At 64.6% G+C, this 23265-nt stretch carries 23 protein-coding genes; 10 read left to right on the top strand and 13 right to left on the bottom strand.

Translation table 11 applies throughout. From position 1 onward, the window contains the following. Positions 1–258: 258 nt before the first annotated feature. From R1W00_RS01390 to R1W00_RS01350, 9 genes are read left to right on the top strand one after another with little or no spacing between them, the layout of a single operon-like run. Positions 259–1941: a methyl-accepting chemotaxis protein gene (locus tag R1W00_RS01390; RefSeq protein WP_317260924.1), complete on the top strand. Its 1683-nt coding sequence runs from the start codon at positions 259–261 to the stop codon at positions 1939–1941. Further along, positions 1928–2206, top strand: a complete 279-nt coding sequence (locus R1W00_RS01385; protein ID WP_317260923.1) for a hypothetical protein — start codon at positions 1928–1930, stop codon at positions 2204–2206. The genes R1W00_RS01390 and R1W00_RS01385 overlap by 14 nt, the downstream gene beginning before the upstream one ends. A 24-nt stretch (positions 2207–2230) precedes the next feature. Continuing rightward, positions 2231–2599: a response regulator gene (locus R1W00_RS01380; RefSeq protein ID WP_317260922.1), complete on the top strand. Its 369-nt coding sequence runs from the start codon at positions 2231–2233 to the stop codon at positions 2597–2599. Then, positions 2596–4560, top strand: coding sequence for a chemotaxis protein CheA (locus R1W00_RS01375; RefSeq protein ID WP_317260921.1), 1965 nt, complete (start codon positions 2596–2598; stop codon positions 4558–4560). Before R1W00_RS01380 ends, R1W00_RS01375 begins: the two co-directional genes overlap by 4 nt. 8 nt (positions 4561–4568) lie before the next feature. After that, positions 4569–5054, top strand: coding sequence for a chemotaxis protein CheW (locus tag R1W00_RS01370; protein ID WP_317260920.1), 486 nt, complete (start codon positions 4569–4571; stop codon positions 5052–5054). Then, a complete protein-coding gene (locus R1W00_RS01365; RefSeq protein ID WP_317260919.1) occupies positions 5054–5599 on the top strand; it encodes a chemotaxis protein CheW in 546 nt (181 codons plus the stop codon). The genes R1W00_RS01370 and R1W00_RS01365 overlap by 1 nt, the downstream gene beginning before the upstream one ends. Further along, the gene (locus tag R1W00_RS01360) at positions 5592–6416 is read left to right on the top strand and encodes a CheR family methyltransferase (RefSeq protein WP_317260918.1); all 825 of its coding nucleotides are present in this window, start codon (positions 5592–5594) and stop codon (positions 6414–6416) included. Before R1W00_RS01365 ends, R1W00_RS01360 begins: the two co-directional genes overlap by 8 nt. Further along, complete coding sequence (locus R1W00_RS01355; protein WP_410901509.1) at positions 6416–7633, top strand: protein-glutamate methylesterase/protein-glutamine glutaminase; 1218 nt, start codon at positions 6416–6418, stop codon at positions 7631–7633. Before R1W00_RS01360 ends, R1W00_RS01355 begins: the two co-directional genes overlap by 1 nt. Positions 7634–7669: 36 nt before the next feature. Continuing rightward, on the top strand, positions 7670–9349 hold the full coding sequence (locus tag R1W00_RS01350; RefSeq protein WP_317260917.1) for a hypothetical protein: 1680 nt from the start codon (positions 7670–7672) through the stop codon (positions 9347–9349). Here the strand turns inward: R1W00_RS01350 and cobF are convergent, their stop codons facing one another. Genes cobF through cbiE form a run of 6 tightly spaced genes read right to left on the bottom strand, consistent with a single transcriptional unit; the run spans position 9350 to position 14505 of the window. Beyond that, entirely contained in the window at positions 9350–10102 is a 753-nt protein-coding gene (gene cobF, locus R1W00_RS01345) for a precorrin-6A synthase (deacetylating) (protein WP_317260916.1), read from the bottom strand. Next, positions 10095–10823 carry a uroporphyrinogen-III C-methyltransferase gene (gene cobA / locus R1W00_RS01340; protein WP_317260915.1) on the bottom strand — a complete coding sequence of 243 codons (729 nt, stop codon included), beginning with the start codon at positions 10821–10823 and terminating at the stop codon, positions 10095–10097. The genes cobF and cobA overlap by 8 nt, the downstream gene beginning before the upstream one ends. Then, positions 10820–12145: a cobyrinate a,c-diamide synthase gene (locus R1W00_RS01335; RefSeq protein WP_317260914.1), complete on the bottom strand. Its 1326-nt coding sequence runs from the start codon at positions 12143–12145 to the stop codon at positions 10820–10822. The genes cobA and R1W00_RS01335 overlap by 4 nt, the downstream gene beginning before the upstream one ends. Beyond that, the gene (cobM, locus tag R1W00_RS01330) at positions 12138–12932 is read right to left on the bottom strand and encodes a precorrin-4 C(11)-methyltransferase (RefSeq protein ID WP_317260913.1); all 795 of its coding nucleotides are present in this window, start codon (positions 12930–12932) and stop codon (positions 12138–12140) included. Before cobM ends, R1W00_RS01335 begins: the two co-directional genes overlap by 8 nt. Continuing rightward, complete coding sequence (locus tag R1W00_RS01325) at positions 12929–13312, bottom strand: cobalamin biosynthesis protein (protein ID WP_317260912.1); 384 nt, start codon at positions 13310–13312, stop codon at positions 12929–12931. The genes cobM and R1W00_RS01325 overlap by 4 nt, the downstream gene beginning before the upstream one ends. Next, complete coding sequence (gene cbiE / locus R1W00_RS01320) at positions 13309–14505, bottom strand: precorrin-6y C5,15-methyltransferase (decarboxylating) subunit CbiE (protein ID WP_317260911.1); 1197 nt, start codon at positions 14503–14505, stop codon at positions 13309–13311. The genes R1W00_RS01325 and cbiE overlap by 4 nt, the downstream gene beginning before the upstream one ends. Between cbiE and R1W00_RS01315 the strand changes: the two genes are divergently transcribed. Then, a complete protein-coding gene (locus R1W00_RS01315) occupies positions 14504–15265 on the top strand; it encodes a cobalt-precorrin-6A reductase (protein WP_317260910.1) in 762 nt (253 codons plus the stop codon). The genes cbiE and R1W00_RS01315 overlap by 2 nt on opposite strands. On the opposite strand, the gene cobJ is transcribed toward R1W00_RS01315, so the two are convergent. Genes cobJ through R1W00_RS01280 form a run of 7 tightly spaced genes read right to left on the bottom strand, consistent with a single transcriptional unit; the run spans position 15238 to position 23257 of the window. Beyond that, entirely contained in the window at positions 15238–15993 is a 756-nt protein-coding gene (cobJ, locus tag R1W00_RS01310) for a precorrin-3B C(17)-methyltransferase (protein WP_317260909.1), read from the bottom strand. The genes R1W00_RS01315 and cobJ overlap by 28 nt on opposite strands. Next, entirely contained in the window at positions 15990–16712 is a 723-nt protein-coding gene (locus R1W00_RS01305) for a precorrin-2 C(20)-methyltransferase (RefSeq protein ID WP_317260908.1), read from the bottom strand. The genes cobJ and R1W00_RS01305 overlap by 4 nt, the downstream gene beginning before the upstream one ends. Before the next feature lie 3 nt (positions 16713–16715). After that, positions 16716–17345, bottom strand: a complete 630-nt coding sequence (locus tag R1W00_RS01300; RefSeq protein ID WP_317260907.1) for a precorrin-8X methylmutase — start codon at positions 17343–17345, stop codon at positions 16716–16718. A gap of 3 nt (positions 17346–17348) precedes the next feature. Continuing rightward, positions 17349–18479 (bottom strand): precorrin-3B synthase, encoded by a 1131-nt coding sequence (gene cobG, locus R1W00_RS01295; protein WP_317260906.1) that lies wholly within the window; start codon positions 18477–18479, stop codon positions 17349–17351. After that, a complete protein-coding gene (gene cobN / locus R1W00_RS01290; protein ID WP_317260905.1) occupies positions 18476–21781 on the bottom strand; it encodes a cobaltochelatase subunit CobN in 3306 nt (1101 codons plus the stop codon). Before cobN ends, cobG begins: the two co-directional genes overlap by 4 nt. A 27-nt stretch (positions 21782–21808) precedes the next feature. Beyond that, a complete protein-coding gene (cobW, locus tag R1W00_RS01285) occupies positions 21809–22867 on the bottom strand; it encodes a cobalamin biosynthesis protein CobW (RefSeq protein WP_317260904.1) in 1059 nt (352 codons plus the stop codon). 3 nt (positions 22868–22870) lie between these two features. Further along, a complete protein-coding gene (locus R1W00_RS01280) occupies positions 22871–23257 on the bottom strand; it encodes a DUF1636 domain-containing protein (protein ID WP_317260903.1) in 387 nt (128 codons plus the stop codon). Positions 23258–23265 lie beyond the last annotated feature (8 nt).

Here is a 23265-nt window from a genome sequence, read left to right as displayed (position 1 = left end):
GAGACTATGGGGAGCTTCGGCTCCCCTTTTTCTTTGGGACATCGCCGCGCCTTGGGCTGTCAAACGGATAGGCCACCATGTCATTCGTAGACCGCGTTAAACAACCCAACCGTGCAGACGTTTTTAGCAGTGAACCTGTAATCTATAAGACGTCGAGCATCCCTTGGTCGGGGCATCCACAGCGCATCTGACCAACCGCCATTGCGCGAAACTTCGGGACCCTGCCTGAGCGTCGAACCTGTGCAAGGAACCCGAGGGATGCGTATTTCGATCAAGGCGCGTTTGATTTCGACATTTGTGTTTATCATCGCGCTTTACGGGGCGGCGATGGCCTTGACCGTGCGTGAGTTGATCAGTGCCAACACCGCCTTCGAACGCGTCGTGTCTGTGAACGCAGCCAACGTCGCCCGCATTCACGAGGTGATCAATCTTGCGGTTCAAATTCGCACGCTGCAGGCGGAATTGCTGATCAATATCAACACGTTCGGATCGGACCGTCTGGATGAACTGACCGACAACCGCGCGGATCTCACCAAAGAGTTCTTTGCACTGGTCGAAGAAATGAAAGAGTCCGAACCTGACATCGCCTCAAGCCTCGACCGCCTTGCCGAAGCTCAGCGCAACCTGAATGGCGTCTACGAAGAGGTCACCAAGTTCGAACTCTATGGTCAGCATGATCGCGCGGCGGCCCTATTCTATGGGGACGCCGCCACACGTCTGTCGCAGGTGAATCGTCTGGCGGAAAAGCTAGAGCGGCAAATCAAAGAAAAGATGGCGGATGCGGTCGAGGATGCCCATGACACGATGATCGAGACCGAGAAACGTCTGGCGGTTCTGGTCGTGGCCGCGACGCTGGCCGGTATCCTGTCGGCCTATCTCGTTATTCGAACGATCGTGATCGGGTTCAAACGTTCGACCCGTTTGGCCGAACGCGTGGCAGGGGGCGATCTGCGCTATACCGTCGATGTCAAAGGCAACAATGAAGTCACGGATCTTCAAAACGCCCTGAACGCGATGGTGGTCAAGCTGCGTGGGATCGTCGACAACGTCTCGACCGCGGCCCAGAACGTGTCGTCGGGCGCGAACCAGATGGCGGCGACGTCTCAGGTCCTGTCCGATGGGGCGTCGACCCAAGCGAGTTCCACCGAAGAAGTGTCCAGCGCCACGGACGAAATGTCGGCCAATATCGCCGCTTCCAGTGACAATGCCGCCGAAACCGAGGCCATCGCGAACAAGGCTGCCGAGGACGCCCGCATCTCGGGCGAGGCGGTTTTGCAGGCGGTTGAGGCGATGAAAGTCATTGGGGAACGTATCACGATCCTGCAAGACATTGCGCGCCAGACCGATCTGCTTGCGCTGAACGCAGCGGTTGAGGCCGCGCGCGCCGGTGAGCACGGACGCGGCTTTGCCGTTGTGGCCGCCGAGGTGCGCAAGCTGGCCGAGAACAGCCAGACCGCCGCCGCCGAGATTTCCAACCTTGCGGGCGATACGATGACCTCTGCCACGCGGGCGGGCGAGATGTTGAACCAACTGGTGCCCAGCATTGAGGACACCGCGCGTCTGGTCAGCCAGATTTCGGCGGCCTCGCGCGAATTGGCCTCCGGTTCGCACCAGATCAGCACCTCCATTCAGGCGCTGGATCGCGTGACACAGGAAAACACCACCGCGTCCGAGGAACTGTCGACCTCGGCCAGCGAACTGTCCAGCCAAGCCTCGTATCTTGCCGAGTCGATCTCGATCTTCAGGCTGGATGACGACGACACGGCCGCCATGGACGCGATCACGCTGGCATCACCGGATGTGGCGGCGGCGGATGTGACGGGCCTGCAATCGCCGCTGTTCTATGGTGACGATCCCGATGCGGACAATGGCGAGGACGATCTGGACTTTACCCCCGACGACGCAACCCCAGCCAAGGACCAGACGGATGGACGCGCCTGACCTGCGATTTGGCCTGTCCAGCACGCTGAACGATCTGGAGGGGCTGCGCGATCTTTTGGCCGACCGCGACGCAGGGCAGGGCGTGCCGAACGTAGATATCGGCGACGCCCCGCCGCAGGTTCTGTTCGCGCTGGCGCAACTTTTGCTGGCGGCACAGGCCCAAGATCACCTGTCGCGCGACGAATTGGCCAGCCTTTTGCAGGCCTCCGAGCATCTGAGAAACATCCTGCACGAGAGCGGCCTCGACACGCTTGTGCAGACCTGAGCACTGACGAAAGGGACCTATGATATGAGCAAATCCGTCTTGGTGATCGACGATTCCCCGTCGATCCGGCGCATGGTGGCGATGACGCTAGGCGCGGCAGGCTATTCCGTGACCGAGGCCGACGATGGCAAAACCGGTCTGATGCGCGCCAGCGACAGCCGGTTCGACATGATCATCACCGACCAGAATATGCCCGGCATGACGGGGCTTGAGTTTATCAAGGCGTTCCGCTCGGACCCGTCCAATCGCGGCGTGCCGATCCTGTTCCTGTCGACCGACACCGACGGCACCCTCAAGAACGCCGCGCGGGATGCGGGCGCGCTGGGCTGGTTGGCGAAACCGTTTGAACCGCCGCGTCTGTTGGCCGTGACCTCCAAGGTGCTTGGCGGATGATCAGCGACCCCGAAGCCGAAGCCATTTTTCGCCAAGAGGCCGACGCGCTGACCGAGAGTCTGCAGTCGGGCCTTTTGACGTTAAAGGCCGCGCCGGAGGATGCCGCCGTGGTGGCGCAGGTGTTTCGCGACCTGCACACCCTCAAAGGCACTGGCGCGATGTTCGGATTCGGGCGGATGGCCGAGTTCATCCATGATTTCGAAACCGCGTTCGAGGCCGTGCGCGATGGCCGCGCGACGGTGGATGCTGATTTGATCCGCGTGTCACTGCGCGCCCATGACATCATCATCGACATGCTGGCAGGCGATGATCCTGACCCCGCGGTTGAGGCCGACGTTCTGGCCGCGCTGCACCGTGTTCAGGACCCGACGGGTGCACCGGCCCTGATGGCGGCGACCCCTGCGCCCGATGCGGGGGGCGAGGGCCTGCGCGTGTCCTTTACCCTGCCCGAGGATCTGCTCGACATCGGCGGCAACCCCGCCGCCCTGATTGCCGAACTGACCGCGCTGGGCGAGGGCGATCCGGCCCTGTCGGTCTGTTTTGAGGACCTCCCGCCCTTGGCCGAGATGGACCCCGCGCGCCTTTATCTGCGGTGGCAGGTGACGTTGACGGGGGACGTCAGTGCGCAGGATGTCGAGGACGTGTTCCTGTTCCATTCGGACCGGATGGATTTGCGGATCGAGCCGCTGGGCACACCCAAAGCCGCGCCCGCCACGCCAGCCCCGAACACCGTTCACAAAACCGCCGCGCGCGGCACGCAAAAGACCCCGCAAACGCGGGTTGAGGATCACATCCGCGTCCCTGCCACGCGTCTGGACGGGATCATGGATCAGGTCGGCGAGATGGTCATTGCCGAGGCGCGCCTGTCCGCGCTGGCCGCCGAGACGGGGGATGAGGCCTTGGCCGATGTGGCTGAGACGATCACCCGCCTGACCGCCGGTTTGCGGGATCAGGCGATGGCCCTGCGCATGACGCCCCTGTCGACGATCACGGGGCGGTTTCACCGTCTGGCGCATGATCTGGCCGAAAGCACGGGCAAGCCGTTTGACCTACAAATCGTCGGCGAAGAGACCGAGTTGGACAAATCCCTGATCGAAAAACTGGCCGAGCCGTTGATGCACATCCTGCGCAATGCGGTGGATCACGGTCTGGAAACGCCCGAGGGGCGCGCCGCCGCCGGTAAACCCGAGCGCGGTCTGGTGGTGATCGAGGCCCGCCACAGCGGCGCGGACATCCTGATCGGGATCAGTGACGATGGCCGTGGTCTGAACCCCGATATGATCCGCGAGCGCGCGATCGAGAACGGGTTGATTTCAGCCACGGACCAACTCAGCCGCGACCACCTACTGTCGCTGATCCTTGAGCCCGGATTTTCCACCGCGACACAGGTCACCGAACTGTCGGGGCGCGGCATTGGAACGGATGTTGTGAACACGATGGTGCGCTCTATGCGCGGGCAGGTGATGATCGACACCGAAGAGGGACAGGGCACGCGGTTTATCCTGCGCTTGCCGCTGACCTTGGCGATTGTGGACGGGTTGTTGGTGCAGGTCGGGCCGGAACGCTATGTCATCCCCTTGGCGGCGGTCAGTGCCATTCAGGACATGCCGCTGGGTCTGGATTTCGGGGACAGCGTGGCCAAGGTCCTGCCGGTGCGGGGGGAATTGGTGTCGGTGCTGTCGCTGCGCCGGACCTTTGGCATTGATGTACCGCCCGCCAAACATCCCAAAATGATCCTTGTCCAATCGGGTGAGGGCCATGTCGGCATCAGCGTTGATCGCATTATCCGCGTGGAACAGACGGTGGTGAAACAGCTGTCGCCGCTGCACCGCGATGTCCAAGCCTTTGGTGGGGCCTCGGTTCAACCGGATGGGCAGATTGCCCTGATTTTGGATGTCGCTGCGCTTGGGCACATGCATGGCAGGCGTGCCATCCGGCCATCCGTTGAGGTGAGCGTATGAGAACGATGATGTCCCAATTCGGTGCCGCACCGCAGGATCATATGGTGTTCTCCATGGTCGGATCGCTGTTTGCGCTGCGCCTGAACAGTGTTCGTGAGGTGCTGCGCCCCATGCCGGTGACGCGCGTGCCGATGGCGAACGCCTGTACGGCGGGTCTGATCAATGTGCGCGGCACGGTGGTGCCCTTGGTCGATCCGCGCTCCCTTTGGGGGGCTGAGAACACACCGGACACGGACGACACCCGCATCCTGATCATCGACGTGCCTCGCCGTGCGGGCGAGGTGATCGTTGCAGGCATCCGCGTCGATTTGGTGCGTACGGTTTTGCCGGTTCTGGGGACGGATATCCGCCCCGCGCCGAACATGGGGCTGGACTGGCCGTCGGGGACGGTGTCCGGCGTCGTGGGCTGGGGGGATGGGTTTGTCTATCTGCTGGATCTGACGGGGCTGTTCACCGGCCACCTTGGTCTGAGCAGCGAAGCGAGGGGCGGCTGATGCTAAAGGCATGGGAAATGCGCCGCGCGGCGGATCACGCCACGGATGCTCAGGGCGCAGCGGCCGCGCGCACCTATCTGGCCTGCCATTCGGCGGACCAGATGCTGATGATTCCGGTTGAGCGGATGCGCCACATCGCGCCGGTGGGCGACATCGCGCCCTTTCCCGATGCGCCGCCCCATATTCTGGGCCGGACCCAGATCGGCGGGGCCTTGGTCGCCCTTATTGATCTGGGGCAACTGATCGGCACAGCGCGCGCTCCGAACGACGTTCACGATCCCGATGCGCGCGCCCTGTGCCTAGAGGTGCAAGGCGACGATGGCGTGATCCATGTGGGGCTGCGGGTTGATGCGGTGACGGGGGTGGGGCGTCTGGACGGTGATGAAATGACGCCGCTTGCCGCACGAGGCATGTTGAATTGGGACAGTCGCATGGTTGAAGGCGTGGGCCATTATCAAGAGCGCGCGGTGACGGTTTTGGACGTCGACGGGTTGCTTAGCACGGCCGTTCTGGCCGAGGCGATGGAGGAGGGTGACGATGCATGACATCGACCTGACGCCCGATCTGCATCAACGGTTTTGCGCCGCGTTGACCCGTGCCAGCGGCATCCGCCTTGGCGAGAATAAGCGCACGCTTGTCGAGACACGCCTGCGCAAACGGGTGCAGGAACTGGGATTGGCGGACACGACGGCCTATATGGGCTGGGTGTTTCAGCGCGACAATCTGGCCGCCGAAATGCCGGTGATCATCAACCTGTTGACCACGAACAAGACCGATTTCTTTCGCGAACCGGCGCATTACGAGTATCTGCGCACGCGGGTTTTGCCCGCGCATCTGGGGGGCGAGACCTTTACCTTCTGGAGCGCGGCCAGCGCGACCGGCGAAGAGGCCTATAGCGCGGCGATGCTGATGGCCGAGCATTTCCACGGCGCGCCCGCCTATACGATCCTTGGCAGCGACATCTCGCAAAATGTCCTCAGCCGCGCGCGCAAGGGCGTCTATTACGCCAATCAGTTGCGCGATATTCCCGCCCATCTGGCGGCCAAATACACGGTGCCCGGCAAGAACGCCAAAGGGCATGAGGTCTTTCGCATCACGGCCGATCTGCGCGAGCACGTACGTTTTTCGCCGATGAACCTGATGCTGGACAGCTATCCGGTCTATCGCGGGTTTCACGCGGTCTTTCTGCGTAATGTCCTGATTTATTTTGACGAAGCTGTACAGCGTCAGGTGATCGGGCGGATCGTGAACCACATCCGTCCGGGCGGATACCTGTTCGTGGGGCATTCCGAAACCATGCAGGTCCGTGACCCGCGCCTCATCCAGTGTGCCAGTGCCATTTATAGAAAGGAACAGGGCTGATGAGCATGTCAGGCCGTTTGAATTCCCCCGTTCGGGTCATGATCGTTGAGGATTCCGCCTCGGCGCGGATGATGCTGCGCCGCATGATCGAAACCGCGCCGGATCTCTTGGTGGTCGATACCGCCTCGGATCCGTTTGAGGCCGTGGACAAAATGCGCGCGAATGCGCCTGATGTCATCACGCTGGACCTTGAGATGCCGCGCATGGACGGGCTGACCTTTCTGCGCCGGATCATGGCGCAAAACCCGCTGCCGGTGGTGATCTGTTCCAACCACACCCCCGCAGGGTCCAAGGCGTCGATGGAGGCCTTGGAAATCGGTGCGGTTGAGGTTCTGTCGAAATCCACCATTGGCACCAAATCGGGCGCCGAAGGCACGATGCAGGTGTGCGACGCGATCCGTGCCGCCGCTCAGGCCCGCATGCGCGGCGCACGTGCCCGCCCCTCCGCCGCACACGCCGCCGCGCGGGAGGCCGCCGTGGCCCGCGCCAGCGCCGCCGCCGAGACCCGTGCGCCCGCCCGTCCCGCCACGCCTGCGCCGGGATCACGGACCAGTTCCCCCTTGGTGCGCGAACAGGTCAAAACCGCCGATGTGATCCTACCCGCACGTGCGCCCAACGCGCGCCTGCACCCGCGCACCGACCCGATCATCGGCATCGGGTCGTCCACCGGCGGGACCGAGGCCCTGTCCAAGGTTCTGACGACACTGCCCGCCGATTGCCCGCCCATCGCCATCGTGCAGCACATGCCCGAGAAGTTCACCGCCGCCTTTGCCGCGCGTTTGAACTCGATTTGCAACATCACCGTCAAAGAGGCCGAGGACGGCGACCGTCTGGAGCGCGGTGTTGCCCTGATCGCGCCGGGGCATCGCCACATCGTGGTGGAACGCCTCGGCAACCGTTATGTGGTGCAAACCGTCGATGGACCGGCCGTGCGCCGTCACCGCCCGTCTGTGGATGTGCTGTTCCGCTCGCTTGCCGTGTCGGCGGGTCCGAATGCCTTTGGGGCCATTCTGACGGGCATGGGGGACGACGGCGCGGCCTGCATGAAAGAGATGCATGATGCCGGTTCCACCACCGTCGCACAGGACGAAGCCACAAGTGTTGTTTACGGAATGCCGAAAGCTGCCGTTGAACAGGGGGGGGCGCAGAAATCCGTGCCCTTGGACGAGGTGGCCCGACATTTGCTTGAGTTCGACGCCCGCCACCGCAAGACCTGATCGCCTTGATCACATGACTAGACAGGACCGTGCCGCATGAAAGATAGCTTTGAGGACCGCCCCTTGCTGCAAAACAACCTGGCCCTGATTGCCGGGATGGAGAACGACGCGAATGCGGCGTTGGACCAGTTGTACATGGCGATGGAAACCGTGCGCCGTCTTGGCGGGCAGGCCGGATCGCTGGACCGGTTGTTGTCGCCCGATGTCATGGGCGAGGTCAGCGAACAGGGCGAGATGGTCGATCAACAGCTTGAGGATCTGAACGCCCAAACCAAGGGTGCGCGCGATTTTGTCAGTGATCTGGACCGCCAGAGCCGGTCTATGGCCGGTGCCCTGCGTGAGCTGTCCAAGATCATGCAATCCTCCAACATCGTGGCCCTGAACGCCCGCATCGTGGCCCAGACCCACGCCCATGAACCCAATGGCAATTATCTGGTCGATTTGGCCGAAGGGATTTCGGAAATCGCCCGCGAGGCGACCCAAGAATCCGACAACATGGTCGAACTGACCGAAAAGATTTCCGGCACGATTTCTGAGATCGGCACCACCGTGTCGACCCATGTCAAAAGCATGGGAAACCAGATGCTGCCTGCGCTGCGCGAAACGCGGGGCTTGCTGGGACTGCTACAGGGCGGCATGGAAACCGTGCACAGCGGCGCGCGGGTGTTTGGTGATTTCATCGCCTTTGCCGAACAGGAACTGGCCCAGATCATCGGCGCGCTTCAGGTCGTGGACCGCACCAACCAACGCGCCGGTCATGTCCTCAGCATCAGCGAAATCGCCGCCCGCTTTCCCCGTGGCGGGGTTGAGGGCGACGCGATCCGCATGTTGATCCACGAACATCAAAACGACATGGCGCGTGACCTTGCCCTGTGTGTGGCCGATGCAAGACATGCGCTTGACGGGATCAAAACGCGCCTGCCTGCGTTCTTGGTCAAATGCGCCGAGATCACCGATGCCTTTCCGACCGATCAACTGGCCGACCACGCGCCGCCGATGGACATGATCCAAGGCCGCACAGACGCGTTGCAAGAAAGCAGCCGCGCCGCCCTGACCCAGTTGCAGACCTATGACCAACAGTTGCGCAGCCATTCCGACCGTCTGAACATGGCGGCGTTCAAGATGCGTCTGGCCTCGCTCAACACGATCATCGCCTGTGCGCGCGGCTTCTCCAAGGCGCGCGATATGATCGTGATCTCGCAACAGATCAACGCGGTGATTTCCTCGGTGCCCGAGACGTTCGATGTGTTCGTGAACTCGGCGGGTGCGATCAACGGTCGGGTCAATGACTGGATCGAGGCCGACGCCGCCGGTGACACGGGCGAACGGGAACAAGGTTCCAATATGGCCAGCGTCCTGAACCGCTCGCACCAGACCCTGACCGAGCTGTTGCGCGGGTTGGGCGACAATCCGGTGCAAACGCAGTCCCTGTTGGATCGGGCGATGGGCGGGCTGATCCAGATCGAAGAAAAGCTGAAACGTCACCACCTGCCGGACCAGAAACCCGTGTCGGCCTATCATTTCGCCGACGGGGTGGATCAAGCGTTCTTGGACACGGTTCAAGAGATCCGCGATATCTATTCCATGGACAGCGAACGCGCGGTGCATGACACGTTCTTTGCCAATCTGATCGGCATGACGTTTGAGGCACCCGAACCGGCCAAGGCCCCGCCGCCCGATGCCGCCGAGGATGATTTCGACGATATCCTGTTCTGATCAGGCGCGTCGCCGCATCAGGTAGATATCCATAATCCAGCCGTGATCCGCGCGCCCCTGTGCGCGGGTCGCGATGATCTGATCGGCCACTTGGTCCAGACGACCGGCGGCGATCAATTCATTCTCCATCCCCAGAAACGCGCCCCACCAGATGTCGATCTGATCCGCGTCGTCCAAGGTGGTGAACGAACATTCCCCATCCAGCATCACCACAACCGTTTCCGCCCCCTCGGGCCAGCCGTGATCGCGGATGCGCCGCCCCGTGGTGACCGTCACCGCATTGGCCAGCCCGTTCAGGGTGATCGCATGCGAGGCCGTCAGTGCCTGAATGGCGGTGATGCCGGGAATGACCTTGATCGTCGGGGCGGGGGTCAGACGCGCGGCAATGCGCAGCGTACTGTCATAAAGGGACGGATCGCCCCAGACCAGCAACGCCACATTCGCGCCGTCCCCGTTCGTGTGGGCGGCAATCGTGTCGGCCCAGATCGCGGCGATTTTGTCATGCCAGCGGTTCACGCGGTCGATATAGGGGATGCTAGGATCGCGCACCGGCAGATCGAACAGGGCGATGCGCGGCGCGCCGTCGGGACAGACCTCGGCCACGATAGAGGTGCGCAGATCGGCCAGATCGGATTTCTCATCCCCTTTATGCGGGATCAGGATCAGATCGGCCGCCGCAATCGCGCGGCGCGCCTGCATGGTGACGTGATCGGGGTTGCCGGTCCCGATGCCGATCAGGGTCAGGTTAAACATAATCGCTATCCGCCAAGGGACCATAGAGGATCAGCGCGGGCGATTTCCCCACATCGGCGGCCAGACGCTCGGCCAGACCGGACAGGGTCGACCGCGTCAGGGTCTGATCGGGCTTGGAGACGTTTTCGGCAAGGATCGCGGGCGTATCTGCGGGCAGTCCGTGCGCGCCAAGGGCCGCAACCAGTTTCGGCAGGGTGCGCTTGCCCATGAACACCACGGTTGTGGCCTGCGGATCGGCCAGCGCGCTGAGGTTCAGGTCGGCGGGCAGTTCGCCGTTCACATCGTGGCCCGTCACGAACTGTACCCGCCGCGCGGTTAGGCGGCGGGTTAGGGGGATACCGGCGGCGGCGGCGGCGGCCACGGCGGACGGGATGCCGGGAATGATCTCATATTCGATCCCTGCGGCGCGCAGCGCGTCCAGCTCTTCCTCGAGACGTCCGAACATGCCGCCATCGCCCGATTTCAGGCGCACAACGCGCTGCCCCGTCTTGGCGTAATCCACCAACAGGCGGCTGACGTGGTCCTGTTTCGGGGAGGGGCGACCGGCGCGTTTGCCCACACCCACCAGATCGGCGTCAGGGCGCGCATGGCCCAAGATCGGCCCCGAGGACAGATCGTCGAACAACACCGCATCGGCGCGTTTCAAGCGATCCACGGCCTTGAGCGTCAAGAGGTCAGGGTCGCCGGGGCCCGAGCCCACAAAGCTGACGAAACCGGTCATGCGTTTTCTCCGGTGATCAGGTGAAAGAACGTGCCACTGACGTGACCACGGCGCGAACCGGTTTCGGGGACGGGGTTGCCATCCGCATCGAACACGGCGGCCAGCGGCGCGTCGGGCTGTTCCAGAATGGTGGAATAGTGGAATTCGTGACCGCGCAGGGCCGCGCCGGTGTCAAATCCGGGCAGGGGCGATTGCAACACCGCGCGCCGGTATCCCAGATGGAATTTGCGTTTCTCATAGCTGGTCACAAGACCCAACAGGCCCGCCATTTGATGGCGCGTGCCGTCCTTGTCGATCAACGCCTCGCCAAGCGCCATATAGCCCCCGCATTCGCCATGCACGGGACGTGTTTCGGCGTGCTTTTGCAGGCCCGCGCGGAATGTGGTGGCGGCGGCAAGCGTGCCCGCGTGCAACTCGGGGTAACCGCCCGGCAACCAGACCAGATCGGCGTCCTGATCCGGTGCCTCATCGGCCAAGGGTGAAAACGGCAGGATTTCCGCCCCGCCATCGCGCCACCCCTGCAACAGATGCGGATAGGTGAACGAAAACGCCGCGTCTTGGGCCAGCGCAATCCGCTGTGCCGGAGGTTTGGGCAAAGACGCGGGCGCGGGGGGCGCACCGGCGGCGGCGGCGGCGCGGATCGCGGCCAGATCGACGTGCTCGCGCAGAAAATCCGCGTATCCCGCGATTGCGGCGTTCAGATCGGGATGCTCGACCGCTTGGATCAGGCCCAGATGGCGTTCAGGCAGGGCCAGATCGCCGCGACGGGGCAGCACGCCAAGGACGTTGATCCCCGCCTGCTCCATTCCCAGACGGGCAAGGCGTTCGTGGCGCGGGCTGGCCACACGGTTCAGGATCACACCGGCAAAGGGCAGATCGGGCGCATAGGTCTTGAACCCCAGCGCGGTCGCCGCTGCCGACTGGGCCTGACCGCCGACGTCGATGACCAAAACCACGGGCCAACCCATGGAGCGCGCGGTTTCTGCCGAGGATCCGAACCCCGACTGGCCGCGCGTGGCAACCCCGTCATAAAGACCCATCGATCCCTCGGCCACGATGATATCCGCGCCCGTCGATTGGCCCGACACGGCGGCGATCAGATCACCGTCCATCGCCCATGTGTCGATGTTGAACGAAGCGCGTCCGGCGGCGGCGCGGTGAAAGGCGGGGTCGATGTAATCGGGACCGGATTTATAGGGTTGAACCGTCAGACCCTCATCCGCCAGCGCCCGCAACAGGCCCAGCATCACCGTGGTTTTCCCCGTCCCCGACGCGGGCGCCGAGATCAGGACGCCCGGAATATGCCCGCGCGGATCAGTCATCCCCGTGGCTCCAGCTGGCCCATGGGCTGTCGGCGGTTTGGGGGCGATAGCGGCGGTCGTAATCGGTGGAGTAGAGACAGCTCTCGTCGAAACCTTCGTTGGCCAATGCGGGCCCCACAAGGATCAGGGCGGTGCGGCTGATGCCTTCGCCCACCGCATCCGCGATGGTGGACAGGGTCGCGCGGATGATCTGCTGATCGGGCCAGCTTGCGCGATAGACCACCGCAACGGGACAGTCATCACCATAGGCAGGCGACAGATCTGCGACGACCCGCGACAGGTTCTGGATCGACAGGTGAATGGCCAACGTCGCGCCGGTCGCCGCGAAATTCGTCAGCGTCTCGCCCGCAGGCATGGACGACGCGCGCCCCGGTGTGCGGGTCAGAACCACCGATTGCGCCAGACCGGGCAGGGTCAGTTCATTGCCAAGCGCGGCCGCCGCGGCGGCAAAGGCGGGCACGCCCGGCGTCACATCGAACGGGATGTTTTCGGCGCGCAGGCGGCGCAGCTGTTCGCCCATCGCCGACCAGACCGACAGATCGCCCGAATGCAAACGCGCCACATCATGGCCCGCGTCATGGGCGGTGCGGATTTCAGCGATGATCGCGTCCAGATCCATCGCGGCGGTGTTGATGATGCGCGCGCCCTCGGGGCAATGGTCCAGAATGGCCTCAGGCACCAGCGATCCGGCATAGAGGCACACAGGGCAGGACGCGATCAGGTCACGCCCCCGCAGGGTCAACAGGTCGGGCGCGCCGGGACCGGCGCCGATGAAATGAACGGTCATTCTGTGTCGTCTCCGATGGCCAAGGCGCAGGTCGCCATGGCGTCTGTGGATGTCACGCGCGGACCCATCAGGCGGGCGGGCGCAGAGATCAGGGTGTTCAGGGCGGACAGGGCGGCGGCCTCGGCCACGCTGCCGGTGTTATGGGCGGCCTCAGATGCGGGCGATTGCGTCAGGGTCGGCGCGGCGGACAGGGCGGTGGCCTCCACCGCAATCACGGGGCGGTTCAGGCGGGTGGCAAGGGTTTGGAACCCCACCTCATCCACCTTGGCGGCGGCGGTGGCAATCGCGTCGGGCATCACATCGCCGCCCGCGATCTGCAGGGCGTTCAGCATGCTGTCGACGCTGGTGCCGCGCCGGAACCCAAAGCCCGCGACGATCATAGGGTGACGCTCCACTGCACCACGGGATAGGCCGATTTCCACCCCGTCAGCGACCCCAGCGCGCGCGCATGGGCCAGTTCGATGCGCATCAGATCGCCGCCCAGTTTGCCGTGCCACCGGGTCAGGGTGGCCTCGCTCTCTAGCGTCACGGCGTTACAGACCAGACGCGTGCCCGCGCGCAGGCGGGTTTGCAGGACCTCTAGCAACGCGTCGCTGAGGCCCCCGCCGACAAAGACCACATCGGGATCGGGCAGACCGTCCAGCGCCTCGGGCGCGGTGCCGGTCACGACCTGCAACCGCTCAACCCCCAGATCGGCGGCATTGCGCGTGATGCGCGCGGCGCGCTCGGGCGATTGTTCGATGGCCGTGGCGGTGACGGTGGGATCGGACAAGAGCCATTCGATCGCGATCGTCCCCGTGCCCCCGCCGATGTCCCACAGCCGCTCAAACGGGCGGGGCGCAAGGGCCGACAGGGTCAGGGCGCGCACGGGGCGCTTGGTCAGTTGCCCGTCGGTTTCAAAGATCTCATCCGGCTTGCCCGAGGTGCGGGGCAGGGCAGGCCCATCGCCACAGGTCAGGGCGACACAGACCGGATGCGCGATGCCCTCGGGCACCGGTTCATCGGCGCGCAGGGTCACATGGCGTTCGCGCGGACCGCCAAGGGCCGACAACACGTCCATCTGTGTGGAGCCGAACCCCGTCGCATCCAGATAGGCCGCCAGATCGCCCACCGCCGCGCCGTCGCGCAGGGTCACAATGAGGCGCAGACCGCGCGCCAGATGCGGGCGCAGGCGCGACAGAGGCGCGGCGTGCAGACCCAAACAGGTCACGCCCTCAATCCCCCAACCCAGTTTCGCGGCGGCCAGTGAAAACACGCTCGGCCCCGGATGGGCTCTCCATTCCGTCGGCGCAAGAGAACGCGCCAGAACCGTGCCCGCCCCGAACCAGAACGGATCGCCCGACGCCAACACAACCACCCGTCGCCCGCGCAGGGTCAACAGATGCTGCACCCCATCGGCAAAGGGCACGGGCCAGTCCACACGCGCTGCCCCAGTGTCGGGCAGTAGCGACAGGTGGCGGGGCGGACCCATGATGATTTCTGCCTCTGACAGGGCCTTACGGGTTGCGTCCGTCAACCCCTCTGGTCCATTTTCACCCAGCCCGATGATCGTTAGCCAAGGAAGATCAGACATGACGCCCAAGCTCCTTATTCTGGGGGGGACGATGGAATCGACCGCCTTTTGCAACGCTGCGGCCGAGGCGGGATTGGACGGGACCGTGTCCTTTGCGGGGCGCGTGGATCGGCCTGTGCGTCAACCGCTGCCCCAACGGGTGGGGGGCTTTGGCGGGGCGGCGGGGCTGGCCGACTATGTCCGCGACAACGCCATCACCCATGTGATCGACGCGACCCATCCCTTTGCCGCGCAGATGAGCACGAACGCCGTCGAGGCGGCCAAGATGACGGGCGTGCCCCTGATCGCGCTGACCCGCGCGCCGTGGGTGGCCCAAGAGGGCGACAACTGGACCCACGTGCCCGACATTGAGGGCGCGGTGGGCATCCTGAACGGATCGCCCCGTCGGGTGATGCTGGCCGTGGGGCGCATGCATCTGGCCGAGTTCGCCCCGAACCCCCAGCATTTCTATCTGTTGCGTCTGGTCGATCCGCCCAAGGAGACGCCGCCCTTTCCCGATCACCATGTTCTGGTGTCGCGCGGGCCGTTCACGACCGCCGATGACACCGACCTGATGCGGGATCATAACATCGATCTGGTCGTGTCCAAAAACGCGGGCGGCAAAGGGGCCTACGCGAAAATCGAGGCCGCGCGCGCCCTTGGCCTGCCGGTCATTATGATCGGACGGCCGGATATTCCGGCACGGCCCGAGGTCAGCACACCAGGCCAGGTTCTGGACTGGATCAGGACAGGTCATTTGGGCACGGACCGCGGGGTATAGATATAAGGATCGCCATCGCGCGTAATGATACGTGTACGCGATGAGCCGACAATGACCATCGTGCGCATGTCGGCCATATCGGGCGTCACCTGATCCAGCGGCACAACGCGGATCGTTTGATCCGGTGTCGAGACCGCGCGGGCAAAGATCACGGGGCGCGCATCGCCACAGGCCTCTTGCAGGATCGCGACGGTCTTTTCGAACCCCTCGGGGCGCGATTTGGAGCGCGGGTTATAAAACGCCATCGCGAAATCGCCCTCGGCGGCCAGCCGCAGGCGACGCTCGATCAAATCCCACGGTTTCAGGTTGTCACTGAGGTTGATCGCACAGAAATCATGGCCCAGCGGCGCACCAGCGGCGGCGGATGCCGCCAGCATCGCCGTGATCCCCGGCAATACGCGGATGTCCAGATTGCGCCAATCGGCGGGACCTTCATCGACGGCCTCAAACACGGCGGCGGCCATGGCAAACACCCCCGGATCGCCCGAGGACACCACGACGACATGCTTGCCTGACAGGGCCATCTCAATCGCGTGCTGGGCGCGTTCCAGTTCCACACGGTTGTCGGTCGGGTGCAGGGTCAGACCGGGGCGCGCGGCGACGCGCTCGACATAGGGGATATAGCCGACAATGTCGGTCGCAACGTCCAGTGCCGCCTGAACCTCGGGCGTGACCATATCCGGATTGCCCGGTCCCAGACCCGCGATGATCAGCGAACCCGCGCTCATGGCCGACGCCCCTGACCGTGGACCACGATGATCGAGAAATAGGGCGTGACCTTATCCTCGGCCTCGGACAGGCGCGTCATGGTCTGATTGTCCATGCTGGCGAATTCGACCAGATAGGCGCGGTCGTATTTGCCGGCCTGTTTCAGGGCCTCGCGCACCTTGTCGATGTTGCGCCCGATCTTCATCACCACAATCGCATCGGCGTTCAGCATCCCGCGCACCAGTTCCGCCTCGGGCAGGGTACCCATCAGCACGCTGAGGACATCGTCGCCCCATGTGATCGGGGTGCCCGTCGCGGTCCAAGCCGCCGACATGCCGGTGATCGCGGGCACGACGCGCACATCCACATCGTCGCGCAGACGGGTATAGAGATGCATGAATGAGCCATAGAAGAACGGATCGCCCTCACACAGGACCACCACGTCCTCGCCCGCCTCGGCCAGCGCGCGCAGATGCGCGCAGCACTCGGCATAGAATTGCGACAGGATCTCGTTATAGCGCGGATCGCTGAACGGGATTTCCGTGGTCACGGGGTATTCCATCGGGAATTCCACCGCATCCGCGTGCAACATGCCCTCAACGATCTTGCGGGCCTGACCGGACCGGCCTGCCTTGCGGAAATAGGCGACATGGCGGGCGTTGCGCACCAGACGGTCGGCGCGCACGCTCATCAGATCGGCCGCACCCGGGCCCAGACCCACCCCGTGAATGGTTCCCATGGTTTATTCCTTGCGGCTGGCGATTGCGTTGATGGCGGCGACGGTGATCGCACTGCCCCCGAGACGCCCCTCTACGATACAGCAGGGCACCGGTTGATCGGCCCAGAGGGCGTCCTTGCTCTCGACCGCGCCGACAAAGCCGACGGGACAGCCGATGATCGCCGCAGGGCGCGGACAGGTCGGGTCTTCGAGCATGTTCAGCAGATGGAACAGGGCGGTGGGCGCATTGCCGATGGCGACCACGGCGCCCTCAAGATGCGGACGCCACAGTTCAAGTGCTGCGGCCGAGCGCGTGTTGCCCATCTCGGCGGCCAGTTCGCGCACACCGGCGTCATGCAGGGTACAGATCACCTGATTGTCGGCGGGCAGGCGGGGACGGGTGACGCCCTCGGACACCATGCGCGCATCACACAGGATCGGCGCGCCGTTCTCAAGTGCCGCGCGCGCGGCGGTGACGAAACCGGGGCTGAACCGCACGTATTGCTCCAACCCGACCATGCCGGCGGCGTGGATCATGCGCACGGCCACCTGTTCCTCATCGGCGTCAAACCGGTCCAGATCGGCCTCGGCGCGGATCGTGGCAAAGGACTGAAGATAGATGGCGGCCCCATCGGTTTCGTATTCATACGGCATATTTTATTGCGTCCCTGACAAGAGCTGTTCCGGGCTGAGGCCCTTTTGATCGGGCTCATCCCATGCGTGCCCGTTGCGTACAAGATCAAAGCGCCCGTCGCGCCCGACAAGGGTCAGGGCGGCGGGGCGGGAATGGGCGCAACCTTTGCTGCATCCCGAAACATGGAGGCTCCCCGCGACATTGGGGGCCAAAAGGCGGGCCAGATCGCGGGTGCTGACCGAGGCCGACGCACAGCCCGGCGCACCGGCACAGGCATTGGCGTGCAGCAGCGGATCACCGGCGGTGGTGATGAAATCCGTGGTTGGGACGGGCGTCGCACCCTCCAGCCAGAACATCCGCCACGGGGTGACGCGCAGGGCGGTTGCGCCCGTATCGGTCATCAGCTGTGTCAGCGCGGCGGCATCCATTTGGCCAAACGGCGCGCCGAGGAAATACCCGTCTGCCAGAGGCCCCGGATCGGGATGCGCGGCCACGGGGGCGGGCGCGGTGCCAAGATAAGCGCTGGGCAGGTCAATCAGGTCCAACAGGCGGTGCATCCGGCGCACGCCCGTACGGGTCGAGGCCGCGAACCAGCGCGCCAGTTCGATCACCGCATCAATCGCGGCCTCCTGATCCACAATGCGCCCCGTTCCGGCCCCATCGGCCAGCAGGATGATCTGCCCATCCGCCAGACGCTCCAGCCGGATATCGGCGGGATCATTGCGCAGCAGGGGCACCGGTGCCGTGTCGATGGCAAAGCCGAATTTCGCGGGCAGCTCGGGCAACTCCCCAAGGCGCGACATCAACTCGGTCGCGAGGTCTTGGGATACGTTGCCCGCGCGCCAGAACGGCGTCATCAGGATATTGCGCCGCCCCTCAAGTGCGGGATCGGCATCCAACAGGCCAAGCGCGTTCAGCGCCTCTAGAACCGCCTCGTGGTCCTCTTCGCGCACGCCACGGATTTGCAGGTTCGCGCGATTGGTCAGGTCCAGAACGCCGTTCCCGAACTGCTGCGCCACGGCACAGAGGCCCAGAACCTGATCCCGCCCCAGACGCGCCAGACGCGGGCGCACCCGCACCACCAACCCGTCGCCCGACATCATCGGACGATAGGCACCGGGGCACCATCCCTTGACCGAAGGCGCGATTGTCATTGACCCATCTCCAGTTCCGCCAGAATTGAGTTTCGACGTGTCTGCCAAATCCCCGCGCTGTGCAATGCGGCAAAGCGGTCGCGCATCGCGGCCAAAGCGTCGGGGTTGGCCTGTTCCATAAACGCGGTGATGTCCGGTTCGCCAAGCGTCGCGTCATAATAGGCGTCAAACAGATGCGCGGGCACCACACCGGCCAGATGCGCAAAGGCCGCCATATGATCCAGCGTCGCCGCGATTTCCGCCGCCCCGCGATAGCCGTGGCGCGCCATACCGGCCAGCCATCCGGGGTGCGTCGCGCGCGCCTGTACCACGCGGGCGATTTCCTCGGTCAGGCTGCGCATGCGCGGGGTCGCGGGGTTGGTGCTGTCCATGTGATAGAGGTTCGCGCGACCGGCGGCGCCCACGGCGGCCTGCGCGGCGGCAAAACCGGCCTCATGCGCGGCGTAATCCTCGGCCAGCAAGAGATCGGTTTCGGGCATGTCCTGAACGTGGATAAAACTATCCGCACCGGCCACCCGCGCGGCGATCCCGCCCGCATCGCGGCGCGCCTGTCCGCCGTCGATGGCCCATGAACTGGCCGCCAGCCACGCGGCACCGGCGGCGGCGCGGCCCTCATCACTGTAATCCTCAATCGCGGGACCCATGTTCAGACCGAACTGACCCGGCGCGGGGCCATACACGCGGTCCAGATCGTCGCGCCCCACATAGGGGTTCCAATCCGGTGCCTCATCGCGGGCCGCCAGAACGCGCACCGCCTTGGCAAACAGCGAGGACAGCGTCGGGAACACATCGCGAAACAGGCCCGACACGCGCAAGGTAACGTCGATCCGTGGGCGATCCATTTCGGCCAGTGGCAGAACCTCGATCCCCGAGACACGTTCGGACCCTTTGTCCCAGATCGGACGCACGCCCAAGAGATGCAGCGCCATGGCGAATTCCTCACCCGCGGTGCGCATGGTGGCCGAGCCCCACAGGTCCACAACCACCCCACGCGGCCAATCGCCCTGATCCTGTAGATGGCGGCGCACCAGTTCTTCGGCCAGCTTGACCCCTTGGGCATAGGCGGCGCGGCTGGGCACGGCGCGCGGATCGGTGGTGAAGAGGTTGCGACCGGTCGGCAGAACATCGCGCCGCCCGCGATAGGGGGACCCGGCGGGACCGGCCTCTACCCGACCGCCGTGCAGGGCGGTGATCAGCGCGGTACGCTCTCCACTTGCCGAGGTGTCGGCGTCGAAATCGGTGTCAACCTCGGGCGCGCGGCCAAAGATATGCAGGCCATCGCCGAACTGGCTCTCTTTCACATCACAGACGAACCGGTCGATGCGGGTGATCGCCTCGGCGGTCGAGGTCGCGGTATCAAGGCCCAGATCGGTTTCCACGCCGATCGCCTGTGCCTCGTCGCGGATGTCCTGTTGCAGGCGGTCGCGGCGTTTGGGGTCCAGACCGTCGGCATTAGAAAACTCGTCCAGCAGCGTTTCAAGACGCGCGAACCGATCGGGCGTGCCACTGTTGCGCAGGGGCGGGGGCATGTGCCCGATGGTCAGGGCACCGATGCGCCGCTTGGCCTGTGCGGCCTCACCGGGGTCGTTGACGATAAACGGATAGATCACGGGCAGATCGCCGATCAATGCCTCGGGCCAGCAGGCGGCGGACAGGGCCACGGCCTTGCCTGGCAACCATTCCAGCGTGCCATGCGCGCCGACATGGATCACCGCATCGCACTGATCCCGCAGCCACAGGTAGAACGCCACATAGCCATGGCGCGGCGTGCGGCCCAGATCGTGGTATTCGTCCTCGCGCAGCTTGGGCGTGCCCCGTTCAGGTTGCAGCGCGACAAGGGCCTTGCCCCGTCGTGTCACCGAAAAATGGAACGCGCCATCACGCAGGGCGGGATCCTCGGCGGGATCGCCCCAGACGGTCATCAGATCCTCGCGCAGATCGGCGGGCAGATGCGCCAGCGCGGCGTGATAGTTGGCCAGCGACCACGCGACCGTATCCGACGTCAGCGCCTGATCCAGCGGCGCGCCGGTGGCGATGTCATGCCCCGCCGCCGCAAGATCGTCTAGGATTGCCTGACCCGAGGCCAGCGCGTCCAGACCCACCGCATGGGCCATGTTCCACGACTTGCCCGGATAGGTGGACAGGATGATCGCGCTGCGCCGTGTGGCGATGTCGGCGTGGCGCAGATCGATCTGGCGTTTCACCCGCGCGGTAACGGCGGCAATCCGGTCGGCATCGGGGGTATGTCGGGCCAGCGCGCATTCCAGATGCGGATCGGGTGTGCCTTTTTCCTTGAAACTGATGACGCCCGCGAAAAGACGCCCGTCAACTTCGGGCAACACCACATGCATGGCCAGATCGGCGGGCGACAGGCCCCGTTCCGCCCCGGCCCATGCGGCGCGATCAGAGGTGGAAAGGGCGACCTGAAACACCGGACCCGTACAGGCGTCCAGCGGCGATTGGCCCGAGGCGCCCTTGCCACTGAACGCGGTGGCGTTGACGACCGCATCGGGGGTCAGGGCGGTGATCTGGCGGGTCAGCCACTCTGCCGCGCCCGGTGCCTTGAGCGAGGGCGCGAACAGGGCGACCACCCGCATACCGTGATCTGACAGCGCGCGATAGAGCGCCTCAATCGGGGCCAGATCGGCGGAGACAAGGTAAGACCGGTAAAACACCAGCGCGATCAGGGGGCGGGTATCGCCATCGGTGACCATCGCCGCCGTGGCGGGGCAGGTCACACCGGTCTCGGGCGTCCATGCACCGACCTGTGGCAGGGTTTTCGACCCGATCACCGGACCGGCATAAAGACCCGCCGCCAGCGCCAATTGCGCCAGAGCCGCCTGCGCCGCGACCGTGCCGCCGGTATCGCACAGATGCGACAGACGGCGCAGGGTCGACACGGGCAGGGTCGACATATCGTCAAGGCGCGTGTCCTCGCGCCCGTCGGCGGGCAAAACGGCCAGCGCGATGCCGCGTTCCTGCGCCAAGGCATAGACCTGTTGCAGGCCATAGGACCAATAGGGCACACCGCCGATCAGGCGGATCAGGATGCCCTTGGCCCCCTCCAGCGTCTGTTCGACATAGGTGTCGACCGACAACGGATGTTTCAGCGCCGCAAGGTTCGCCAGACGCAGGGTAGGCATCCCGCCATCGGGCCCGTTCCCGCGATGCCACGCCGCCGCGAACGCGCCAAGGTCACTGTCGGAAAACGACAGCACCACCAGATCGGCGGGCGTCTGGCCCAGATCCGTTGGCGTGTCTGTATCGTCCAGACCGTGGCTTTCGCGGAACACGACGTGCATTGTGGGGTCCTTGGCGGCCTGTGGCGGTTAGGCCGCCGGTGCGTCCTGACGGGTCAGGATGGCGCGGATTTCGGCCTCTTTCATGTCGTCATGTTCACCGATGACCACAACGCGCCCCGCGCGGCCCTCATCGGCGCGCCACGGGCGGTCGTATTGGTGACGCACGCGTGCACCGACGGCCTGCACCAGCAGGCGCATTGGTTTACCGGCCACGGCGGCATAGCCTTTGACGCGCAGGATGTTCAGGGTGTTGGCGAGTTCCTCAATCCGGCTGACCAGCTCGGCGGGATCGCTGAGTTCGGGCAGATCGACGACGATGCTTTCGAAATCGTCGTGCTCGTGATCGTCATGGCCGTCGTGGTGGCTGGGGCGGGCGTCCATGTCGTCCTCGGCGGCGGCACCCAGACCCAAGATCACGCGCGGGTCGACGGCACCCTCGGCGACCTCAACCACGGGCAGGGTGCGGGGGGCCTCGGCGGCGATGATCTCTTTGGCTTTGGCCACGCCCTCGGGACCGGCCAGATCGGGCTTGGTCAACAGGATGATGTCGGCGCAGGAAATCTGATCCTCGAACACCTCGGACAGGGGCGTTTCGTGATCAAGGCTATCGTCCGCGGCGCGCTGGGCATCCACGGCGGCCACATCGGGGGCAAAACGACCGTTCGCCACGGCCTCGGCATCGGCAAGGGCGATCACGCCATCCACGGTGATGCGCGAACGGATATCGGGCCAGTCAAACGCCTTGAGCAGCGGTTTCGGCAGGGCAAGGCCCGAGGTTTCGATCAGGATGTGATCGGGACGCGGGTCCAGCGCCATCAGCGCCTCAATCGTCGGGATAAAATCATCGGCCACGGTACAGCAGATACAGCCGTTCGCCAGTTCCATGATGTTTTCCGCCGGACAGTCGGGGATCGCGCAGGATTTCAGGATTTCGCCATCCACTCCGACATCGCCGAATTCGTTGACGACCACGGCAAGGCGCTTGCCCTGCGGGTTCTGCATCAGGTGACGCACCAGCGTGGTTTTCCCAGACCCCAGAAATCCGGTGATCACAGTAACGGGCAGTTTGGACAGATCGGTGGTCATTGCTCAGGTCTCCATCGGGGGAATACGGGCGATACAGTTTTTGCGGAAATGCTCGGGACGTTCGCGCCACGGCACCAATCCATCGGGCTGCGCGGCATAGCGCGCCGCCCCTTCATACAGGGTCTCGGCGCCGGTGTCGGTATCAAAACGACCGTAGACAAAGGTCCAGCGACCCGGCCCCCGCAGCACAACCGAACAGCCGTGATCGCAGTTGGACAGGCATTCGACCGGCGTTACGGTCAGACCGTCAATCGGGCCTTTCTCGGTGAACTGGTCATACAGATGCGCGCCCGGACGGCGGGCGTCGTCGGGCATCTCTTGACCCGCGCGGCATTTCACACAGATCAACAGTTCGGCAGGGCCTGCCTGTGGGGTGGTCTGGTCTGTCACGTCCTCGT

This window comes from Rhodovulum sp. FJ3, assembly GCF_032918305.1.
GTDB lineage: Bacteria > Pseudomonadota > Alphaproteobacteria > Rhodobacterales > Rhodobacteraceae > SAT37.
This window is presented reverse-complemented; position numbering and strand designations above follow the sequence as displayed.

Coding starts and splice junctions, on each gene's coding strand:
- R1W00_RS01360 (WP_317260918.1), top strand. CDS start 5,592: ATGCATGACATCGACCTGACGCCCGATCTGCATCAACGGTTTTGCGCC.
- R1W00_RS01300 (WP_317260907.1), bottom strand. CDS start 17,345: ATGCCGTATGAATACGAAACCGATGGGGCCGCCATCTATCTTCAGTCC.
- cobF (WP_317260916.1), bottom strand. CDS start 10,102: ATGTTTAACCTGACCCTGATCGGCATCGGGACCGGCAACCCCGATCAC.
- cobM (WP_317260913.1), bottom strand. CDS start 12,932: ATGACCGTTCATTTCATCGGCGCCGGTCCCGGCGCGCCCGACCTGTTG.
- R1W00_RS01380 (WP_317260922.1), top strand. CDS start 2,231: ATGAGCAAATCCGTCTTGGTGATCGACGATTCCCCGTCGATCCGGCGC.
- cobA (WP_317260915.1), bottom strand. CDS start 10,823: ATGACCGGTTTCGTCAGCTTTGTGGGCTCGGGCCCCGGCGACCCTGAC.
- cobN (WP_317260905.1), bottom strand. CDS start 21,781: ATGCACGTCGTGTTCCGCGAAAGCCACGGTCTGGACGATACAGACACG.
- R1W00_RS01365 (WP_317260919.1), top strand. CDS start 5,054: ATGCTAAAGGCATGGGAAATGCGCCGCGCGGCGGATCACGCCACGGAT.
- R1W00_RS01385 (WP_317260923.1), top strand. CDS start 1,928: ATGGACGCGCCTGACCTGCGATTTGGCCTGTCCAGCACGCTGAACGAT.
- R1W00_RS01370 (WP_317260920.1), top strand. CDS start 4,569: ATGTCCCAATTCGGTGCCGCACCGCAGGATCATATGGTGTTCTCCATG.
- R1W00_RS01355 (WP_410901509.1), top strand. CDS start 6,416: ATGAGCATGTCAGGCCGTTTGAATTCCCCCGTTCGGGTCATGATCGTT.
- R1W00_RS01375 (WP_317260921.1), top strand. CDS start 2,596: ATGATCAGCGACCCCGAAGCCGAAGCCATTTTTCGCCAAGAGGCCGAC.
- cobJ (WP_317260909.1), bottom strand. CDS start 15,993: ATGAGCGCGGGTTCGCTGATCATCGCGGGTCTGGGACCGGGCAATCCG.
- R1W00_RS01315 (WP_317260910.1), top strand. CDS start 14,504: ATGACGCCCAAGCTCCTTATTCTGGGGGGGACGATGGAATCGACCGCC.
- R1W00_RS01305 (WP_317260908.1), bottom strand. CDS start 16,712: ATGGGAACCATTCACGGGGTGGGTCTGGGCCCGGGTGCGGCCGATCTG.
- R1W00_RS01390 (WP_317260924.1), top strand. CDS start 259: ATGCGTATTTCGATCAAGGCGCGTTTGATTTCGACATTTGTGTTTATC.
- R1W00_RS01335 (WP_317260914.1), bottom strand. CDS start 12,145: ATGACTGATCCGCGCGGGCATATTCCGGGCGTCCTGATCTCGGCGCCC.
- R1W00_RS01350 (WP_317260917.1), top strand. CDS start 7,670: ATGAAAGATAGCTTTGAGGACCGCCCCTTGCTGCAAAACAACCTGGCC.
- cbiE (WP_317260911.1), bottom strand. CDS start 14,505: ATGTCTGATCTTCCTTGGCTAACGATCATCGGGCTGGGTGAAAATGGA.
- R1W00_RS01325 (WP_317260912.1), bottom strand. CDS start 13,312: ATGATCGTCGCGGGCTTTGGGTTCCGGCGCGGCACCAGCGTCGACAGC.
- cobG (WP_317260906.1), bottom strand. CDS start 18,479: ATGACAATCGCGCCTTCGGTCAAGGGATGGTGCCCCGGTGCCTATCGT.
- cobW (WP_317260904.1), bottom strand. CDS start 22,867: ATGACCACCGATCTGTCCAAACTGCCCGTTACTGTGATCACCGGATTT.